At 64.6% G+C, this 17235-nt stretch carries 18 protein-coding genes; 5 read left to right on the top strand and 13 right to left on the bottom strand.

The features are described from left to right. Positions 1–223: 223 nt before the first annotated feature. A complete protein-coding gene (locus ACD578_RS14845; RefSeq protein WP_404286144.1) occupies positions 224–772 on the bottom strand; it encodes an SRPBCC family protein in 549 nt (182 codons plus the stop codon). Then, a complete protein-coding gene (locus ACD578_RS14840) occupies positions 769–1134 on the bottom strand; it encodes an ArsR/SmtB family transcription factor (RefSeq protein WP_404293877.1) in 366 nt (121 codons plus the stop codon). The genes ACD578_RS14845 and ACD578_RS14840 overlap by 4 nt, the downstream gene beginning before the upstream one ends. Positions 1135–1297: 163 nt before the next feature. Here ACD578_RS14840 and ACD578_RS14835 point away from each other — a divergent pair, with 163 nt between their 5' ends. Next, positions 1298–2110 carry a nickel-binding protein gene (locus tag ACD578_RS14835; protein WP_404286142.1) on the top strand — a complete coding sequence of 271 codons (813 nt, stop codon included), beginning with the start codon at positions 1298–1300 and terminating at the stop codon, positions 2108–2110. Positions 2111–2201: 91 nt separating this feature from the next. Next, positions 2202–2489 (top strand): hypothetical protein, encoded by a 288-nt coding sequence (locus ACD578_RS14830; RefSeq protein WP_404286140.1) that lies wholly within the window; start codon positions 2202–2204, stop codon positions 2487–2489. Positions 2490–2541: 52 nt separating this feature from the next. Here ACD578_RS14830 and uvrB read toward each other — a convergent pair whose 3' ends face one another. From uvrB to ACD578_RS14795, 7 genes are all read right to left on the bottom strand, one after another. After that, positions 2542–5247, bottom strand: coding sequence for an excinuclease ABC subunit UvrB (uvrB, locus tag ACD578_RS14825; protein ID WP_404286138.1), 2706 nt, complete (start codon positions 5245–5247; stop codon positions 2542–2544). A gap of 47 nt (positions 5248–5294) precedes the next feature. Beyond that, on the bottom strand, positions 5295–6350 hold the full coding sequence (locus tag ACD578_RS14820; RefSeq protein WP_404286136.1) for a DUF808 domain-containing protein: 1056 nt from the start codon (positions 6348–6350) through the stop codon (positions 5295–5297). Positions 6351–6455: 105 nt separating this feature from the next. After that, the gene (locus tag ACD578_RS14815; RefSeq protein ID WP_404286134.1) at positions 6456–8540 is read right to left on the bottom strand and encodes a DEAD/DEAH box helicase; all 2085 of its coding nucleotides are present in this window, start codon (positions 8538–8540) and stop codon (positions 6456–6458) included. Further along, positions 8428–9093, bottom strand: a complete 666-nt coding sequence (locus ACD578_RS14810) for a DEAD/DEAH box helicase family protein (protein ID WP_404286132.1) — start codon at positions 9091–9093, stop codon at positions 8428–8430. The genes ACD578_RS14815 and ACD578_RS14810 overlap by 113 nt, the downstream gene beginning before the upstream one ends. Positions 9094–9104: 11 nt before the next feature. Further along, positions 9105–10646, bottom strand: coding sequence for a site-specific DNA-methyltransferase (locus ACD578_RS14805; protein ID WP_404286130.1), 1542 nt, complete (start codon positions 10644–10646; stop codon positions 9105–9107). Positions 10647–11145: 499 nt separating this feature from the next. Further along, positions 11146–11376 carry a hypothetical protein gene (locus tag ACD578_RS14800; protein WP_404286128.1) on the bottom strand — a complete coding sequence of 77 codons (231 nt, stop codon included), beginning with the start codon at positions 11374–11376 and terminating at the stop codon, positions 11146–11148. Positions 11377–11562: 186 nt separating this feature from the next. Beyond that, entirely contained in the window at positions 11563–11952 is a 390-nt protein-coding gene (locus ACD578_RS14795; RefSeq protein WP_152710547.1) for a DUF3775 domain-containing protein, read from the bottom strand. Positions 11953–12082: 130 nt separating this feature from the next. Here ACD578_RS14795 and ACD578_RS14790 point away from each other — a divergent pair, with 130 nt between their 5' ends. The 3 genes from ACD578_RS14790 (at position 12083) to ACD578_RS14780 (ending at position 13892) form a co-directional block, all read left to right on the top strand. Beyond that, on the top strand, positions 12083–12853 hold the full coding sequence (locus ACD578_RS14790; protein ID WP_404286126.1) for a C13 family peptidase: 771 nt from the start codon (positions 12083–12085) through the stop codon (positions 12851–12853). Between the two features lie 368 nt (positions 12854–13221). Then, positions 13222–13563 (top strand): DMT family protein, encoded by a 342-nt coding sequence (locus ACD578_RS14785; RefSeq protein ID WP_404286124.1) that lies wholly within the window; start codon positions 13222–13224, stop codon positions 13561–13563. An 8-nt stretch (positions 13564–13571) separates the two neighbouring features. Then, a complete protein-coding gene (locus tag ACD578_RS14780; protein ID WP_404286122.1) occupies positions 13572–13892 on the top strand; it encodes a YnfA family protein in 321 nt (106 codons plus the stop codon). Positions 13893–14067: 175 nt separating this feature from the next. Here ACD578_RS14780 and ACD578_RS14775 read toward each other — a convergent pair whose 3' ends face one another. The 4 genes from ACD578_RS14775 to ACD578_RS14760 form a co-directional block, all read right to left on the bottom strand. Then, entirely contained in the window at positions 14068–15207 is a 1140-nt protein-coding gene (locus ACD578_RS14775) for a PQQ-dependent sugar dehydrogenase (protein ID WP_404286120.1), read from the bottom strand. Positions 15208–15289: 82 nt separating this feature from the next. Further along, the gene (locus ACD578_RS14770; RefSeq protein WP_152710557.1) at positions 15290–15481 is read right to left on the bottom strand and encodes a hypothetical protein; all 192 of its coding nucleotides are present in this window, start codon (positions 15479–15481) and stop codon (positions 15290–15292) included. Between the two features lie 141 nt (positions 15482–15622). After that, positions 15623–16036, bottom strand: a complete 414-nt coding sequence (locus tag ACD578_RS14765) for a VOC family protein (protein ID WP_404286118.1) — start codon at positions 16034–16036, stop codon at positions 15623–15625. A gap of 142 nt (positions 16037–16178) precedes the next feature. Beyond that, complete coding sequence (locus ACD578_RS14760; protein ID WP_152710561.1) at positions 16179–17159, bottom strand: tripartite tricarboxylate transporter substrate binding protein; 981 nt, start codon at positions 17157–17159, stop codon at positions 16179–16181. Positions 17160–17235 lie beyond the last annotated feature (76 nt).

Below are 17235 nucleotides of genomic sequence, written 5' to 3'. Positions count from 1 at the left end.
GCCGGTCATTCCCTACCAGTGCTGGTCCGGTGAGCGCAGGCCGCATGATGTTCCGACGTCACTGCCGGAGCGGGAAATAGCACGCGGGACTGGCGTGCTGAGATCTGCGCCGGTCCCCGGCCTCATGGGCGAGGTCACCGGCATGACCGGATCTGAGAACACGATGGTCGGTGAGGGGCTCCACCCGGCTGGTCCGAGCGGAGCCCCTCCTCCTAAAACCCTGTCACTCCGGCAACCGCCTCCCATACTCCTCCTTCAAGCGGCTCCAGTTCTCCCAGAACGGCTGCGGCTCTTCGCCGGCCGCGCGGGCGGCCAGGATGTCGAGATGGGCGTGCCAGCCGGAGCTGACATTGAGCAGGGTCGCGCGGTCGGGGACGCGCCGGTGGACCAGGGTGAGCAGCACCTCGGAGCCCTTTCGTTCCAGCTCGAAGGAGACGCCGCCAGTGGTGCCCCACGTGATGGCGAGCTTGTGAGGCGGATCGAGCTCCGTGATCCGGCTGTCCATCCTGTGCTCCTCGCCGAAGCCCGGCGGGCGCTCGCCGGGCGGGTTGGTGAGCTCGTGGTTGCGCCAGACGAATTCGACGGGCGCTCCCACGGCCATCTCCATCTCGCCCGCCGCGAGCCACTGGCGGCGCAGGTCGCTCTCCGTGAGATAGGCCCAGATGCGCTCGATGGGGCCGGGCAGAAGGCGCTGGATCGTCAGTGTAGCGGGGTCGGTGAGCACGCCATAGGGGCTCCGGGCCGCGAGGTCTGTGGTCGCAAGGTCGCTCATGTGTCGTCTCCTTCGGGGGGTGGGGACTTCCTGGCGTCCTCCTCGCGGAGGAGCCGTTCCAGCACATCCAGACGCTCGGTCCAGAAGCGTTCGTAGACGCCGAGCCACTGGTGGGCGCTCGCGAGCGGTCCAGGGTCCAGGCGGCAGAGATGGGTGCGGCCGCGGACCTCGCGCCGGAGCAGCCCGGCATGTTCCAGCACCTTGATGTGCTTCGAGGCGGCCGCGAGCGAGATCGCAAAGGGTTCGGCCAACTGGCTCACCGTGCGCTCGCCCTCCGCGAGATCGCGCAGCATCCGCCGCCGGGTGGAATCGCCGAGGGCGTGAAAGACGGTGTCGAGCCGGGCTATCTGTAATTCAACCATGTGGTTGAATATAGACATGAACCTTCAGACAGTCAACCGATTGGTTGAATGATTTTCGTGGGCTCGCATCGTCCTGATGTGCGGCCCGGCACTTGGCGCGCGCGGAGAGATCGCTGGTTCCGTCCAAACCGTGTAGATTACGCTGGGGGAGCAGGAGGCATCGATGCCCATCTTCCTTGACCGTCACGACCTGACGGGAGTGACCGCCACCGAAATCGCCGAAGCCCATCGGAGCGACCTGGAGGTGCAGGGGCGCTACGGGGTGCGGTTCCTGACCTACTGGTTCGACGACACCCGCGGCACGGCGTTCTGCCTCATCGACGCTCCCGATATCGAGACCGCCATGCGTGTGCACGACGAAGCCCATGGGAAGGTTGCCCGCGACGTGATCGAGGTCGATCTTTCCGCCGTCGAGGCCTTTCTCGGCCGCATCTCCGATCCTGAGCCGGCGGCATGCTGTTCGGAGGGCCGGGTCGATCCGGCCTTGCGCACCATCATGTTCACCGACATCGTCGATTCAACCGCCATGACCGAGCGCCTCGGCGATGTGCGCGCCGTCGAGATGGTGCGAGCGCACGACGCCATGGTCCGCCGGGCCCTGCACGACAAGGGCGGGCGGGAGGTCAAGCATACCGGCGACGGGATCATGGCCTCCTTCGACGATGCAACCTCCGCCGTCGATGCCGCCCGCGCCATCCAGCAGGCCTTCGAGGCCTTCAACCTCGCAAGCCGCGAGAAGCTGCGGGTGCGCATCGGCCTCGATGCCGGTGAGCCGGTCGCCGATCACAACGACCTGTTCGGCGCGACCGTGCAGATGGCCGCGCGCCTGTGCCAGAGCGCCGAGCCCGACACCATCGTGGTGTCGGGGGCAGTCACCGGGTCGCTCCCCGGCCGCTTCTCGCTGGTCGATCTTGGGAGCCGCCATGTCAAAGGCTTCGGGCGTCCGGTGGAGGCGTTCGCGGTGAGCTGGCGGTGAGGGGCGGCAGGCCGTTGTTCCCGATCGCATTGCCACAAAGATTGCACGGGCTGCGTCTACCATGAGGTTCGGGCGAAAGCCGGAGCGTCGAGTGATGGTCAGAGGTCTGGTTTGGTTTGCGCTGTTCGGAGCCGCATCGGTGGCGTTCTATGGGGTGAATGACCGGATCGTCTGGGATGTCTGCCGTCGCGAGAGGCGGTCCTATCCGCCGGCCTGGACGCTCTCGCCGTACTGGCAATGGCGCACCATCGCGGGCGGCTGGTATGCGGACGCGCGACGTGCCGGCCTGTTGCTGCCGAAGGCGGCGGCCACGGCCGCCATCCTCATCACCAGCATCGGCTCAGTGGTGACCGGCATCCTTGACGCCATGCCGGGTTAGGCCCGGGACACCCCTCCGACGGACAACCGGACCCGGATCTTTGCAAGGGGCGCTAGCGCCCCTTGCGTCCCTTGTATTTCGGCTTCTGCCCTGCAAGCCCTTGCGTCGAGCGCGCGGCGGGGCGTTCGCGGTAGTTCAGCGGGACCTCGCGATCCGTGCCGGGGCCCATCTCGTCGAGGCCGGGCTTGCGGATACGGGTGCCTTCGTCCGAGCGGCCCTTGCCCGTCGGCCCATAGGCGTCGGAATCCTCGTCGCCGGCCGCGGCGCCGTCGCCCGAGGGCGGCAGGCCTTTCGGCGGCAGGTTGGCGCTTCGGCCGTATTTGCGCGAGCCGCCATACCGGCCCGCTTCCTTCTCCACGTCGCTCTGCCGCGCCATCGGATCGTCGCTGATCGCAAGCTCCGTCGCCTGCAGGCGCTTGAGCTCGTCGCGCAGGCGAGCCGCCTCCTCGAATTCGAGATTCGCGGCGGCCTCGCGCATGCGCTTTTCCATGTCGGCGATGACGGCCTTGAGGTTGTGGCCGACCGTCCTGTCGGCGAGGCCCGTATCGACCGACACGTGATCGCGCTCGTAGACGCTCTCGAGAATGTCGGCGATGTTCTTCTTCACGCTTTGCGGCGTGATGCCGTGCTCGGCGTTGTAGGCGAGCTGCTTCTCGCGGCGACGGTTGGTCTCCGCGATCGCGCGCTCCATCGAGCCGGTGATCTTGTCGGCATAGAGGATCGCCTTGCCTTCCACGTTACGCGCCGCGCGACCGATGGTCTGCACCAGCGAGGTCTCGGAACGCAGGAAGCCTTCCTTGTCCGCATCGAGAATGGCCACGAGCGCGCATTCCGGAATGTCGAGGCCCTCGCGCAGCAGGTTGATGCCGATGAGCACGTCGAAGGCGCCGAGCCGCAGGTCGCGGATGATCTCGATGCGCTCCAGCGTGTCGATGTCCGAGTGCATGTAGCGAACGCGGATGCCGTTCTCGTGCATGTACTCGGTCAGGTCTTCGGCCATGCGCTTGGTGAGCGTGGTGACGAGCGTGCGGTAGCCCTGCGCCGCGAGCTCCTTCACCTCGTGCACGAGATCGTCGACCTGGCTTCGCGCCGGGCGGATCTCCACGATGGGATCGACGAGGCCCGTGGGGCGAATGACCTGCTCGACGAAGATGCCGCCGGTCTGCTCCATCTCCCACTTGGCAGGGGTCGCCGACACGTGCACGGATTGCGGACGCATGGCGTCCCACTCCTCGAATCTGAGAGGGCGATTGTCGAGGCAGGAGGGCAAGCGGAAGCCGTATTCCGCGAGCGTCGCCTTGCGGCGGAAGTCGCCGCGATACATGCCGCCGATCTGCGGCACGGTCACGTGACTCTCGTCGGTGAAGACGAGCGCGTTGTCGGGCAGGTATTCGAACAGGGTTGGCGGCGGCTCGCCTGGCTTGCGGCCGGTGAGATAGCGCGAATAGTTCTCGATGCCGTTGCACACGCCGGTGGCCTCGATCATCTCGAGATCGAACTGCGTGCGCTGCTCCAGGCGTTGCGCCTCGAGCAGACGGCCCATGCGGGCGAGCTCCTGCAGGCGGTGCTGCAGCTCGTTCTGGATCCCCTTCACGGCCTGCTGCAGCGTCGGTCGCGGCGTCACGTAGTGCGAGTTCGCGTAGACCTTCACGAATTGCAGGTCGTTGGTCTTCTTGCCGGTGAGCGGATCGAACTCGACGATGCTCTCGATCTCGTCGCCGAACAGGCCGATGCGCCAGGCGCGGTCTTCCAAGTGGGCCGGAAACAGCTCGATCACATCGCCGCGGACGCGGAACGTGCCGCGGGCGAAGTCGCTCTGGATGCGCTTGTACTGCAGGGCCACGAGATCCGCGATGAGCTGGCGCTGCTCGATGCGCTCGCCCACCTTCACGGAGAAAGTCATGGCCGTATAGGTCTCGACCGAGCCGATACCGTAGATGCACGACACGGATGCGACGATGATCACGTCGTCGCGCTCGATCAGGGCGCGCGTCGCCGAGTGGCGCATGCGGTCGATCTGCTCGTTGATGGACGATTCCTTCTCGATGAAGGTGTCCGAGCGCGGCACATAGGCCTCGGGCTGGTAGTAGTCGTAATACGAGACGAAATATTCCACCGCGTTGTCGGGGAAGAACGACTTGAACTCGCCGTAAAGCTGCGCGGCGAGCGTCTTGTTCGGCGCGAGGATGAGGGCAGGACGCTGCGTCTCCTCGATCACCTTGGCCATGGTGAAGGTCTTGCCCGAGCCGGTGACGCCGAGCAGCACCTGATCGCGCTCGGCGCGGCGCACGCCGTCCACCAATTCGCGGATGGCCGTGGGCTGGTCGCCCGAGGGCGCGAAGTCGGACTTGATCCTGAACGGAATGCCGCCTTCCGTCTTCTCGGGGCGAGGCGGGCGGTGCGGCACCCAGGCCTTGCCGTCCTTGAAGCGCGGGTCGCCCTCGGTGAGCAGCCTGCTCAGGGCGTCGACCGTGGCCGACACGCCCGCGCCGGGAGACAGCTCGCCAAGCTCCTCGGCGACGTCCGGCCCGTCGTCAGGCCCTTTCAGGCCAAGCTTCTTGGCCAGCGCCGGGTCGACATCGGTGATGTCGCCGTGGATGAAGGTTTCCTGCGCCCGCTCGGCAAAGCCCTCAGCCGCCTCCCGCTCCCGGTTGACCGCCGGATTGAGAAGTTCTGCCAGATGAGGGGCCAGGGGCTTCAGATCAGGTTTGGACGCCTTCCCGGTGGAAAGCTTGGGCTTCTTGGGTGATTTGGCCATAGAACGAATATGGTACGAACGGCCGGGGAATGGAAGAGTGAAGGCGGTTATACCGTATGCTTCTCCGCCTTCCCGCTCCCGCCGCGCAGAGACCTCAGCAGCGGCACTGCGACGAAGTGGACAAGGGGAATCAGGAGGGCGCCGAGAAGGAGCCCGAAGAGGCCGGAGGCGGCGGCCGAGACCAGCCACTCGACGGCCCCGCCGAGGCTTGGCACCGCGTGGCCCGCGGCGGCCGCCACATCGTGAATGACATGGCCGAGGCCGGCAAAGCCATAGCCTTCGAGCCCGTGGATGATGATTCCGCCGCCGACCCAGATCATCGCGGCCGTGCCGACGATGCCGAGGATTCTGAGCATGGCCGGCATGCCTTTCACGAGCCCACGCCCGAACAATTTCGTCACAGGAGCCAGGAGACGGTCCATATGAAGTGGAGCGCTCGCGGTGCTGCGCTGCAGCAGGCTCGAGACCGGCCTGTCGTTGCGGGCGAGCGCCACGCCGGCATCGTCCGCCTTCACGATCAGCGCGACGCCGCCATAGACCAGGACCGTGATGCCGATGCCGACGACGGCGAGGACCACCGCCTGCATCCAGGCCGAGCCCGCCGGTATGCTCGCGAGGGTGATCGCCATGATTTCGGCCGAGAGGATGAAGTCGGTCTTGATCGCGCCGCTCACCTTTTCGTCCTCGACATTCCGGGCCGTCCGGGTCGCGGCGCCGACGGCGGCCTCGTGCTCGTGGGCGCCATGCGGGAACAGCGCCTCGAACACCTTCTCCGAGCCCTCATAGCAGAGATAGGCGCCACCGATCATCAGAAGCGGCGTGATGGCCCAGGGCGCGAACAGGCTGAGAAGCAGGGCTGCCGGCAGCAGATAGATGAGCTTGTTCTTGAGCGACCCTAAGGCGATCTTGCCGACGATCGGCAGCTCCCGCGAGGCGGCAAAGCCCGTCACGTAGCGCGGCGTCACCGCGGCATCGTCGATCACCACGCCGGCCGCCTTGGCGCCGGCCTTGGCGGCCTGGGCGGTCACATCGTCGAGCGAGGCGGCGGCGACCTTGGCGAGGCCCGCGATGTCGTCCAGCAAGGCGATCAGGCCGATGCTCATGGAGGCTCCCGTCGAAAGCGTTGAAGCGTGACTGTGTGCTCGATGAGCATTAGCTATCGTTTGGCTTCGGTTTCGACAACGCCTGACAGGTGGATTGGGTGCAGCCTATCCGCGAAGTTTACGCAGCAACTGAGCCCGCATATCCTTGCCATCGACCATCTTCTCCGCCATCAGGAAGAGCCCTCCGCTCTGGCTCAGGCGTTCCCAGAACTGTCCGATGGTGCGCTTCTCATTCGTGTCATCATTGCCGTCGCCGGCGAGGTGGGCCCCCTTGTATTCGACCACGAAGACGCGGCCGTCGTTCAGCATGGCCACGAAGTCGGGATAGAATTTTCCCGACGCGAGGGGCAGCCAGAAGGCATCCGGGTGTCTGGCAATGTTGCGGACCCAGTAATTGACGGCCGGCAGGCTGTCCAAGGCCTGTGCGCACTGAAACTCCTCGCCCTGCTCCTCACCGTCGAATGCCGGCACGTTATCGGGGCCGAGGAAGTGCTTGGAAAACCGCCAGCGCCCGCGATAGCGCCTTTGGTCGCCGAACATGCCTCTCTCGAAGACGAAGCCGTGCTCGAACGAAATGCCGGCCTTGGCCTCCGGTGCTATCAGATAGTGCTGATAAGCTCTTTCCTGCTCGATGCGGCGGATGGAGGCGATGGCCGTTTTGAGGGCATTCGCGAGGATGAACTTGGCACGCATCAGGGAAGCCATCGAAATCCTACGAGGACCTGTCAGATGCCCGATACAGTCGCGCACCCAGCGCAGAAGCTCGGAAGGATGGATATCGGGCTGGCGCAACTGCCTTTCGAGCCAGATGGCGAGGTTTTCCGGCGTCCAGCCCTCGACCTCTATCGCCAAGGCGAGTTGTTTCTCCTCCCGGCCTGAACCGATGACCACCCGTCTCCCGACGACGTCGATCTCGAAGCTCTGAGCATTCTCCCGGATCGAGAAGGCGCTCTCATCGGGTCTCGCCGGATGATCGAGGAGCGACCATCTGTGAAGCTCCATGAGCGTTTCAGGCTCTGCGAAGACAAGCTCACCCTGAAATTCGCTCACGAGGCGCGGAGCGACGAAGCTCTGGCCCTGCTCGGCAGGGGAGAGCAGGGGCATAAGCTCGGCCCGATAAGCCTGCGCGGCGTCCGCAAAGCCGGCCCTCTCGGGTTCAGGCACGGCGGCCACCAGTGCGCTCTCAAGTTCCGGCGCAATGTAGCCCGTGACGACGATTTCGATCCTGCCCTCATCGGTCTCGTTCAATGCAACGCCCTGAACGGCGGGGTCCTTCATGGCGGCGTAGAGGGCCGGGGAGGCGGTCACTCGGTACCTGAAGGTTGGCTTGGGCCGTTCGGATGGAGCGAAGAGCCCCGTGTCGTCAAAGTGCCCCTGCGCGGCCTCGATCATCTCGGGCGCTTCGTCCTGGAAGCCCATGTGGACCAGCCGATCCGCGAGCGCATTGGCAGCGGCGCTGAAGGTGGGTTCGGAGATATGCGCATAGGCTTTGTTGAGATCAGGCGTCTCACGGCGCTTGGCGTAGGGCATGCGCAGCACGCGCCCCAACAATTGCTCGATGGCGGTGGCGCTCTTGATGCGCGATATGGAGCAGAAGACGTAGGCGAAGGAGCAATCCCAGCCCTCCTTCAGCGCCTCGATGGTGATCACGTATTCGATCCTGCATCCAGGATCGAACAGATCGATGCTGTCGAGATCGCGCTGGTCGCCCGTTGCGACCGCGATGCGGTCCTCGGGGATCTGCTCCATGTCAATGAGGTGCCGCTTCAGTTTCTCGACCGTGACGTCCTGGTCCTTCGGCTGCGCTTGAAACAACACGATGGGACGCACGTAGTCCGCCTCATCCTTTGCAGCCTCGGCCAGACGGGCGCGGCTGGCAATCGCACCGTTGACGGCGCCCTGCCAGTCCTGGTGCTCGGCCAGCACAATCGGCAGCTTGATCATCTCCTCGTCCTTCAACTCCTGCGCCGTCACGCTGTGCAGGATGTTGGAGTTGAAGCGGGGTGTGGCCGTGAACTCGATGATGGCGCATGGGTTCACCCGCGCCTGCATGTCGCGCGACAGATCCGTGACGGCGTTATGCGCCTCGTCCACGATCATCAGGGGGCGATGGAGATGCAGCAGGTTCGCGAAGGAGAATTTGATGCCGCCGCTTTCCAGACGCTCCAGCTCTGACGCATGAGGCGTCACGCCGGAAAAAATGGGGCTCCATATTCTCGTTGTGGGCATAGACGTTGCGGCCTTCGGTGTTGCTCACGCGCAAGGTCTGAAGGGTTCCGACGACGACGCAGACGTTGTCGCGGATGTCATGCGGGCGGATCTGGGAGAAGTCCGCGATGTCGAACACGCGGACACGCCCGTCGAAGTGCTCGTCCAGAGCCTGCCGGTAGGGATGGCGCGGGTTTTTCAGCGCTTCCGCCGTCTGCAGGCGGATGGTGTTGGTCGGCACGAGCCAGAGGACGAGCGGGTAATCCTTCTCGACCCACGCATCGCGTGCGACCGCGATGGCATGGGCGCCCAGGATCGTCTTGCCGCCGCCGGTCGGCAAACGCAGGCAGACGTAAGGTGTGTCCGGCAGTTCCTCCAGCACCTTGTAGCCGCCCCGGTAGCGGCCCAGGCGCTTTGCCTGATCCGGCCCCGTCGTGATCGTATCATAGGCGCTGCGCGGTCCTGCCACGCGCGCTTCTTCGAGAAAGCGTCGCAGAACGGCGAGGGTGCCGGTCTGGTACTGCTTGAGTTCCATGGCCTGCGATCTCACCGCCGTGCCTTCACGTCGTAGGGCGTCTGCTTGAAGATGATGTTCTCCCGCGCCAGCGACGATGGCCCGAGGCGGGATTGCTCGCCGTAGATCGTCAGCGGCCCATGGAAGGACGGCGCTTTCTTCGCGACCGCCTCGCGGACGATCTGGAGCGTCGAGCGCGTGAGCACGTTGCCGCCATCGGGGCGCTTGTCGCCGAGGATGCCGTTGTAGAGCAGGGCATAGCCCCGGCCGTCATGAAGCCCGAGAAGCGGCGACTTGCCTTTGCCCTTCAAGGGGGAATTCGTCTCGCTGAACCAGACATGCGCGGCAAGGGTCGGGAAGCGGATGTCCCCGCGCACATGCCCGTTCTCGTCGAAGACCGGCGGCCCGAGCCGGTAGAAGCGGAAGCCTCCGCCGCCTTGCCAGTTGACGCTTTCCGAAATGCCACCCTGCTCGCCCTCGATCACTTTCTTCAGGCGCGGCGCGCAATGGGTGACGGCGTGCTCGCCCATCTCGATGCCGATATAGCGGCGTCTCATCTTGTGCGCCACGGCGGCCGTGGTGCCAGAGCCGAGAAAGGAGTCGAGAACGAGGTCGCCGGGATTGGTGGCGATGTGGAGGATGCGTTGGATTAGGCGTTCAGGTTTGGGTGTGCCAAACGCATCCTTTCTGCCAAATAAACAATGGATTTCTTTCTTTGCCTCATCAGTGTGGCCTACCTCTGAACTGGGCCACCAAGTCCATGGAGTGAAGCCCTCCACTTCGGTGAGATATCTAATGACGTTAGGCTGGGAGTTATTGTCTTTTCCGAAATAAATGCGTCCCGCTACTTTTAATTTCAGGAACTCGGGCTCGATCATACTCCAACAGCGGCCTTCCGGCGGGATATGGGTAGCGCCGCCTGGTGCTACGATTTTATACATCTGGTTAGGGCGGTAACCCTGCGCTGTCATTGGTATCCCGCGCCATCTGCCGCGTGGATCACCATTTGGGTTCTTGTAGATGCGTGCCTGTTCGTCAGTAAGTGGGACTTTATTTCGAGTTCTCTTGAACTTCTCAAGCGACTTTGCATAAACGAAGATATACTCGTGTACGTCGCCGATTGCTTCACGGTTTTCGCGTGAATAACGTTTCTGCCATATGTTTGAAGCAATGAACGAGGTGCGCCCAAATATCTCGTCCATCAAGACTTTGAGATAGTGTGCTTCCGATTCATCGATGGACACCCAGATCGATCCGTCCTCCGCCAGCAGGTCGCGCAGCAATTCGAGGCGCGGCCACATCATGGCGAGCCATTGAGTGTGTTCGAGATTGTCGTCGTAATGCTGAAAGGCGGAGCGGGTGTTGTAGGGCGGGTCGATGTAGATGCACTTCACGCGGCCCGCATAGAAGGGCAGCAGGGCCTTCAGCGTGTCCAGGTTATCACCCTGGATCAGCATGTTGCCGGAATCGGGATCTCCGCCGCTGTGGGACAGATCCTCTTGCAGCAGCCGGTAGGAGAAGTTTCGCGCAGTCCGGGTGTCCTCGTCCCGCGTCAGCCAGTGCAGGATCGGCATGGCCTAGCGAGGCCCGCGGGTCATCGAAGCCGGGCGCCTCAGGGATTGCGGGGAGGGGCGGGAGGTGAAACTCGGAACAGCAGATGGCATAATGCTAACGTTATGTCAGAACATTAACCCATCTCTACCTTAAGTTGATCTCCATTAAAATACCATCATAGGTAGGTGTTCCGCCTTTTCTCAGGAAAGTTGCCGCCGCGCAACACTGTTGCGGTTCCGAGGCGGTTCATCGGATAAAAAGCAACCGCGGGGCTGACGAGATCTGAAGGTCACAGGGAAGAGCAGGGCGCAGCGTTTCATCCCGCCCCTTTCGGGACGGGACCGACCAAGCGGCAGACCATGCCGTCCACGTGGAGCGCATCAGCTTCACGAGCGGGAGGGAAAGGGCGCCGCTTTTCTTGTCAGCGATGGTTGGGCTGGGGGTTATGGGCTGAAGGCTCAACCCTCGATGTCACTGCTCTGCGGGAAGACATGCGGTTGCAGGGCAGGCTTTTTGGGGTCAGGCGGTGAACGCCGTCGGACCCCTCAGGTAAGCTTCGAAGCGGTCGATCTCGACCTCGGTTTCATCCGGGGACAGGGACGGTCGCACGCCCTGCTGCGTCTCGGTGAGGGGCTGGTCCTCCACCGGGGCGTTCATCGGGGCGAGATCGTTCAGGGCCGTGTGCACGGCCCGGAGCAGCTCGCTCTGCTCGTCGTCATCCGGATTCTCCGGGGGCAGGCGCGGAGTCATGACATCCTCCTTTGGGAGTAGGCTGAATTATTGGCTTGATCCGTGTCACAAATAGGGCGCCGTTGCCGTGTCGGCCATGCCGTTTTCGTGATGGAGGCAAGCTTCGACCCTCGTCCCGCAGGTGCCCCGGCCGATGGTTCGAACGATGTCGCGATCAGCTGACAGGGTTGCGGGTTCGGCCGCGTGTCAGGTGCAGCTGCGGCCCATGGCATTGAGGCCTTCGTCCAGAAGATCGGCCAGGTTCGGAATGCCGATGAGCCAGTCGGCCGTCGAGAGCGAGCTCGCTTCCTCGCGCTCCCGGGCCAGACGGACCGCGGCGCCCCATTCCTCGGGCTCCATGTCGCCGCGGCCGATATAGACGAGGGCGATCAGGTCGGCGCGCTCGTCGTCGTTGAGGCCCGCGATCACGTCGCGAAGCTCGTCCTCGGTGGCGTCGTCCGGCGAGGAGGTGAGGGAGTCGATGCTGCCGTCGTCGATAGGGTTCGAGCCCGAGGCCGGATCGGTAATGCCTTCCTTCACATCGATGGCCCTGACCCGGAGAATGAGTTCGCAAACCTTATCGAGCGCGATGTCCATAAAACCCTCTTGGGATGAATCTTGACGGAACTGACAGGGAAACACGGAAGAGGGGATTCGGTTCAGCGACGGCCGATCCTTGGCTTTCGAGGGGCGCTGAGCGTAAGGTAGGCCGAGGTTGGGGTGTAACATGCGCCGGTTGCTCGCTTTTTGTCTGATCGGGCTCTTTCTTGCCCTCGGTCCTTCTCACGACGCTTTCGGGCAGACGGCCCGCAGGGCCGAGCCTGTCGGATTGGCGCCGCAGCGTCCGGGGCAGACCGACGTGTACATCCTGTCCTTCGGTCTGTGGGGGCCGCAGAGCGTGTTCGAGAGCGAGGCCAAGGGGGCGGCGCGCATTCTCGAGGCGCAGATCGGCTCCAAGGGGCGCTCCATCGTCCAGTTCAACACCAAGCGCCGCGCCGGAGCGACACCGCAATCCCTGCTGGCAGCCGCTACCGCTGCAGGCCAGGCGCTCGATCCGGCCGAGGATATCGTGGTGCTCGTCCTCACCTCCCATGGGGCACCGGAAGGCATCGGGCTGGTGGCCGGGCGCGATGCCCTTCTCGTCACGCCGGGCGACGTCAAGCGATTGCTTGACCAGACCAGGGCGCAGCACCGGGTCGTGATCGTCTCGGCCTGCTATTCGGGCGTCTTTGCCCGGGACCTGGCCGATGCCCGCACCCTCGTCATCACGGCGGCCGCCGCCGACAAGCCGTCCTTCGGCTGCCGGGACGGGGCGACCTGGACCTATTTCGGCGATGCCTTCTTCAACAAGGCCCTGCGCGGCGAGCGCCGCCTGGACGTCGCTTTCGAGCGAGCCCGAGGGCTCGTCACGCAGCGCGAGCGGCGCGAAGGCTTCGATCCCTCCAATCCGCAGATCGCGGGCGGCACCCAGGTGCTGGAGCGTCTCAGCGCCCGCTAGAGCATCGGACTGACACTCGGATGTGCATGTCACGGATCCGTCCGACGTTCATTCTCAGAGAGGCTGGTCTGAACCCGACCCATCCCTGAGCCTCGTCCTGAGAGGCCGACCGATCATGCGCTTCCCTCGCGGTCATGGCCGGGCCCGTCCCGGCCATCCCGATGGTGTGAAACGCCGTGCCTCTCGCATCCGGATCACCGGCACGAGGCCGGTGATGACGTCCGAGGTGAATGTCCGGCCAGCCTCTCGGGATGCGGTCGGCGTTCAATGACCCTCCCTCGGAGGAGCGCGTCCACGGGGTGACTTGACACCGCGGCGTGAAGGAATAGGGCAGGGCCCGATCCTTCCTCTCTCCTCAGGTCTTCTCCATGAGCCCCCACACGGCGCCCGTCCTGATGCTGATCGCATCGAACGTCTTCATGACCTTTGCCTGGTACGGACATCTGAAGTTCAAGACATCGCCCCTCTGGATCGCGGTCATGGCCAGCTGGGCCATCGCCTTCATCGAATACTGGTTTGCCGTGCCGGCCAACCGGATCGGTTCGGCCGTCTATTCGGCGGCCGAACTCAAGACCATGCAGGAGGTCATCACCCTCGTGGTCTTCGCGATCTTCTCGGTGCTCTACCTGAAGGAGCCGCTCGGGTGGAACCACCTGATCGGCTTCGGCCTCATCGCAGCCGGAGCGGCTTTCATCTTCCAGGGGCGCTGACCCGAGGCATGACGTTCCTCGTTTATGCGGGCGCGGCGCTGGCCGAGATTGCCGGCTGCTTTTCTTTCTGGGCCTGGCTGCGGCTCGGCAAATCTCACCTGTGGCTCGTGCCCGGCATGGGGGCGCTCGCCCTGTTCGCTTATCTGCTGACGCTGGTCCCGAGCGATGCCGCCGGGCGGGCCTATGCGGCCTATGGCGGCGTCTACATCGTCGCGTCGGTCCTGTGGCTCTGGATCGCCGAAGGGGCGCGGCCCGACCGGTGGGACATCGCCGGCGCCGGCATCTGCCTTGCAGGCGCGGCGCTCATCCTGTTCGGGCCGCGAGGTTGAAGTGCGGGGAGTGCTTCCTTCTCCCTTGTGGGGACGGATGACATCGTCACGTCATGGCCGGGCTTGCCCCGGCCATCTCGATCGGAAGAGCGGCGCACGTCATTGATCGGGATCACCGGCACAAGGCCGGTGATGACGTGGAGACTTGGTGGAGAAGCGTCTGTCGATCAGCCTCTCAGGTCGCGGGCTTCATCCGCAGGATGCGGCCGCTGCGGGAATCCGTCAGAAGATAGACGAAGCCGTCCGGCCCTTGGCGCACGTCGCGGATGCGCTCGCCGAGTTGCTGCAGCATGCGCTCCTCAGCCGTGACCCGGTTGCCGTTGGTTTCCAGGCGCGAGACGAGCTTGCCGGCCAACGCCCCGACCAGAATGCTGCCGCGCCAGGCCGGGAACTTGTCGCCCGTGTAGAAGGCCATGCCGGAGGGCGCGATGGACGGATCCCAGTAATAGACCGGCTGCTCCAGGCCCGCTTTCTTGGTGCCCTCGCCGATCTTCGCGCCGGAATAATCGACCCCGTAGGAGATGACGGGCCAGCCGTAGTTCTTGCCCTTCTGCGGGATGTTCACCTCGTCGCCGCCGCGGGCGCCGTGTTCCACGGTCCAGAGTTCGCCGGTCGTCGGATGGAGGGCGGCCGATTGCACGTTGCGGTGACCGAGCGACCAGATTTCGGGCTTGGCATCCTCCCGGTTCAGGAACGGGTTGCCGGGTGCCGCGCCCCCTTCGGGCTTGAGGCGGACGATCTTGCCTAGATGGTTGGCCGGGTTCTGCGCCTGATCGCGCAGGTCGAACCGGTCGCCCAGGGTCACGAAGAGATGGCCCTCGCGGTCGAAGACCAGGCGCGAGCCCCAGTGGTTGTTGCCCGTATGGGTCGGCTCCTGGCGAAAGATGATTGTGACGGCCTCCAGCGCGGTCCCGTTCGCGTCGAGGCGGCCCCGCGCCACGCTGGTGCCGGCGCGGCCTTCGCCGCGATCCTCGGCGAAGCTCAGGTAGACGAGGCGGTTCTGCGCAAAGTTCGGATCGAGCGCGACGTCCAGAAGGCCGCCCTGTCCGCGCGCCGCAACGGGCGGGACGCCCTGAAGCGGTTCGGAGAGATTGCCGTCGGCGTCAGCGATGCGCAGGCGGCCGGGTCGTTCCGTCACCAGCATGCGATTGTCGGGAAGGAAGGCGAGCCCCCAGGGGTTTTGGAGATTGCGTGCGACCGTCTCGACGATCACCTCGACCTTGTCGGTGCGGAAACGCTGGGTGTCCTGGGCCAGGGCGGACGGGATGGCGCCGAGAGCGAGGGCGCAGGCCAGGGCGATACGGGGGCTCAGCATGGGGGAATCTCTCCGTCGTTCCGATGCCGGAGAGCTAGACGCCTGCGACAGGCGGTCAACCATGCCGCCGTTCACTCGCGCGTTATCGAAGGGAATAGACGTGGATAGTCTTCGTATCCTCAGCCGAGAGTGTCTGGGTCGTGGCCATGACGGAGAGGGTTGCAAGGCCCAGCAGCATGACCAGGGCCAGCGAGCAGCGGCTTTCCTGGCGCGGATCGAGGCGGTGGACACGGGACGAAACGTGGCAGACGTTTCTTGGTCGGAAAGTTTTCATTGGTCCATTCCCAGCAGCCGAAAGGAAGCTGCGGGAGAAAAACTTGTGCGATTCAAGAAAGTTCCCGCCTCATCCGAAAGTGCCGCATCCGGATTCTCGGCTAAGTATCGGCGTTAACTAATCATTAACCATTGTGGCAGGCTAAAGCTCAGTTTTGGGGCTGACGACGACGGATTCCGCAGAGCGCTTCGCCGGCCCATGGTGGACCGCCTCGACATTGTGGCCGTCCGGATCGAACGCAAAGGCGGCATAATAGCCTGGGTGATAGGACCGTTCTCCAGGCCCCCCATTGTCACGGCCGCCCGAGCTGAGGGCCGCCGCATGGAAGGCGTGGACGGCCTCCCGGTCCCGCGCCTGGAAGGCGAGGTGGACCCGTGTGACCGGCCCGTCCGCCTGATCCACCCACAGTTCGTCGCATGAGAAGTGCTTCGGGCTCTCCGAGGAGAATTCACGCCCGAGCGCCTTCAGGACGGCGCGGTAGAAGCGCCGGCTCGCCTCGAGGTCGGAGACGCGCAGGTGAATGTGGTCGATCAGCCGGCCTTGGTGGAACTGCATGGACTTTCCTCCAGTGGGTTCGACGACCCTCGTTACGTCATCACCGGCCTTGCGCCGGTGATCTCGATGAAGAAAAGCGCGGCGCTTCACATCATCGGGATGGCCGGGACGAGCCCGGCCATGACGGTGTGGTGAGGTAAAATCACTCGGCCTTGATGCCGGCGTCCTTGATGATCTCGGCCCAGGTCTGGATCTCCTTGGCGAGATAGGGCTTGAACGCCTCGGGGTCGCGCACGTTCAGGGTGAAACCGAGCTTGGTGATGCGCTCCTTCACGTCGGGCCGGTTCAGGATCGCGATGATCGTGCCCGACAGCTTGTCGAGAACGGGCTTCGGCGTATTCACCGGTGCGAAGAAGGCGGCCCAGGATTCCGCGTCCGCATTGGTGATTCCCTGCTCGCGCAGGGTCGGCACGTCCGGGGCCTGCGGGTTGCGCTGGGGGCTCGCGATGCCGATGGCGCGCATCTGGCCGGCCTGGAACTGGGAGAGCACGCTCGGCAGGGTCGAGTTCGACACGTCGATGCGGCCCGCCATGAGCTCCGTCACCAGGGGCGCGGCGCCCCGGAAGGGCACGTGGGTCATCTTGATGCCGGTGCGGGCCATGAACAGCTCGGTCGCCAGATGCGAGCCGGAGCCGACGCCGGTCGAGCCGTAATTCAGCTTGCCGGGGTCCTTCTTGGCGAGCTCGATCAGCTCGGGGATCGTCTTGGCGGGCAGGTCGTTCTTGACCACGAACACATGCTCGAAGGCGCCGGCGCCGGCGAGCGGGGCGAAATCCTTCACCGCGTCGTAGCCCGGCTCCTTGAGCAGGAACATGTTGTTCCCGTGCGTCTGGTTGTTGCCGAACACGATCGTGTAGCCGTCGGGATCCGCCTTGGCGACCGCGCGGGTGCCGACCGCGCCCGAGGCGCCGGCCAGGTTCTCGACGAGCACGTTCTGGCCGAGAGACTTGCCCATCTCCTCCGCCACGATGCGGGCGATCACGTCGGTCGGCCCGCCGGCCGGGTAAGGCACCACCATCTTGATGATGCGGTTGGGATAATCCTGGGCGGCGGCCGCGGTGGCGAAGAGGGCCGCGCCGGCAACGAGTCCGAGCGCGAGGCGGCGGGTGACGGATGTGGTCATCGGAAAAGGCGTCTCCTGAAAAACCCCGTTCTGGAGGGGCTGTTTTGCTTGCTTGGGCGGCTTGGCCGCATTAGGG

Source organism: Microvirga sp. RSM25, assembly GCF_044784385.1.
GTDB lineage: Bacteria > Pseudomonadota > Alphaproteobacteria > Rhizobiales > Beijerinckiaceae > Microvirga > Microvirga tunisiensis.
The sequence above is the reverse complement of the archived record's forward strand: the minus strand, read 5'-3'. Positions and strand labels throughout refer to the sequence as shown.

Bases quoted from the DNA above. Each gene is read 5' to 3' on its own strand.
- ACD578_RS14845 (WP_404286144.1), bottom strand. From the start codon at position 772: ATGAGCGACCTTGCGACCACAGACCTCGCGGCCCGGAGCCCCTATGGC.
- ACD578_RS14840 (WP_404293877.1), bottom strand. From the start codon at position 1,134: ATGGTTGAATTACAGATAGCCCGGCTCGACACCGTCTTTCACGCCCTC.
- ACD578_RS14835 (WP_404286142.1), top strand. From the start codon at position 1,298: ATGCCCATCTTCCTTGACCGTCACGACCTGACGGGAGTGACCGCCACC.
- uvrB (WP_404286138.1), bottom strand. From the start codon at position 5,247: ATGGCCAAATCACCCAAGAAGCCCAAGCTTTCCACCGGGAAGGCGTCC.
- ACD578_RS14820 (WP_404286136.1), bottom strand. From the start codon at position 6,350: ATGAGCATCGGCCTGATCGCCTTGCTGGACGACATCGCGGGCCTCGCC.
- ACD578_RS14810 (WP_404286132.1), bottom strand. From the start codon at position 9,093: ATGGAACTCAAGCAGTACCAGACCGGCACCCTCGCCGTTCTGCGACGC.
- ACD578_RS14805 (WP_404286130.1), bottom strand. From the start codon at position 10,646: ATGCCGATCCTGCACTGGCTGACGCGGGACGAGGACACCCGGACTGCG.
- ACD578_RS14800 (WP_404286128.1), bottom strand. From the start codon at position 11,376: ATGACTCCGCGCCTGCCCCCGGAGAATCCGGATGACGACGAGCAGAGC.
- ACD578_RS14795 (WP_152710547.1), bottom strand. From the start codon at position 11,952: ATGGACATCGCGCTCGATAAGGTTTGCGAACTCATTCTCCGGGTCAGG.
- ACD578_RS14790 (WP_404286126.1), top strand. From the start codon at position 12,083: ATGCGCCGGTTGCTCGCTTTTTGTCTGATCGGGCTCTTTCTTGCCCTC.
- ACD578_RS14785 (WP_404286124.1), top strand. From the start codon at position 13,222: ATGAGCCCCCACACGGCGCCCGTCCTGATGCTGATCGCATCGAACGTC.
- ACD578_RS14780 (WP_404286122.1), top strand. From the start codon at position 13,572: ATGACGTTCCTCGTTTATGCGGGCGCGGCGCTGGCCGAGATTGCCGGC.
- ACD578_RS14775 (WP_404286120.1), bottom strand. From the start codon at position 15,207: ATGCTGAGCCCCCGTATCGCCCTGGCCTGCGCCCTCGCTCTCGGCGCC.
- ACD578_RS14770 (WP_152710557.1), bottom strand. From the start codon at position 15,481: ATGAAAACTTTCCGACCAAGAAACGTCTGCCACGTTTCGTCCCGTGTC.
- ACD578_RS14765 (WP_404286118.1), bottom strand. From the start codon at position 16,036: ATGCAGTTCCACCAAGGCCGGCTGATCGACCACATTCACCTGCGCGTC.
- ACD578_RS14760 (WP_152710561.1), bottom strand. From the start codon at position 17,159: ATGACCACATCCGTCACCCGCCGCCTCGCGCTCGGACTCGTTGCCGGC.